The organism is Paratractidigestivibacter sp. (assembly GCF_052362415.1).
Lineage (GTDB): Bacteria > Actinomycetota > Coriobacteriia > Coriobacteriales > Atopobiaceae > Paratractidigestivibacter.
This window is the reverse complement of record NZ_DAWEMK010000002.1, coordinates 48,372-48,662: the sequence shown is the minus strand read 5'-3', so window position 1 is coordinate 48,662 and position 291 is coordinate 48,372. Positions and strand designations below refer to the sequence as shown.

The 291-nt window shown below is 66.7% G+C and carries 1 protein-coding gene; it reads left to right on the top strand.

The window, feature by feature from the left end; genetic code table 11:
• Positions 1 to 31: 31 nt before the first annotated feature.
• Positions 32 to 145 (top strand): hypothetical protein, encoded by a 114-nt coding sequence (locus tag ACT84W_RS00580; RefSeq protein ID WP_444327869.1) that lies wholly within the window; start codon positions 32 to 34, stop codon positions 143 to 145.
• Positions 146 to 291: the final 146 nt, after the last annotated feature.

Below are 291 nucleotides of genomic sequence, written 5' to 3'. Positions count from 1 at the left end.
CCCCCACATCGGCTACGAGAACGCCGCTCGCGTGGCAAAGAAGGCCTTTGCCGAGAACACGAGCCTACGCGAGGCCTGCGTCGCGCTCGGCTTCCTCACGGCAGACGAGTTCGACGCCGTCTTCCATCCTGAGCAGATGGTGTAGGCGTCCGCGTCTGGGGCGCCGCCTCGACAAAAAAGCCCCGTCCGCCTCCTGCTTCCGGGTTGCCGGGGCAGGCGCGAACGGGGCTTCTTGCCACCTTTGAGTTATAAGGCGCGGGCAGGCCGCCTACTCGGCGACCTCGAGCAGCT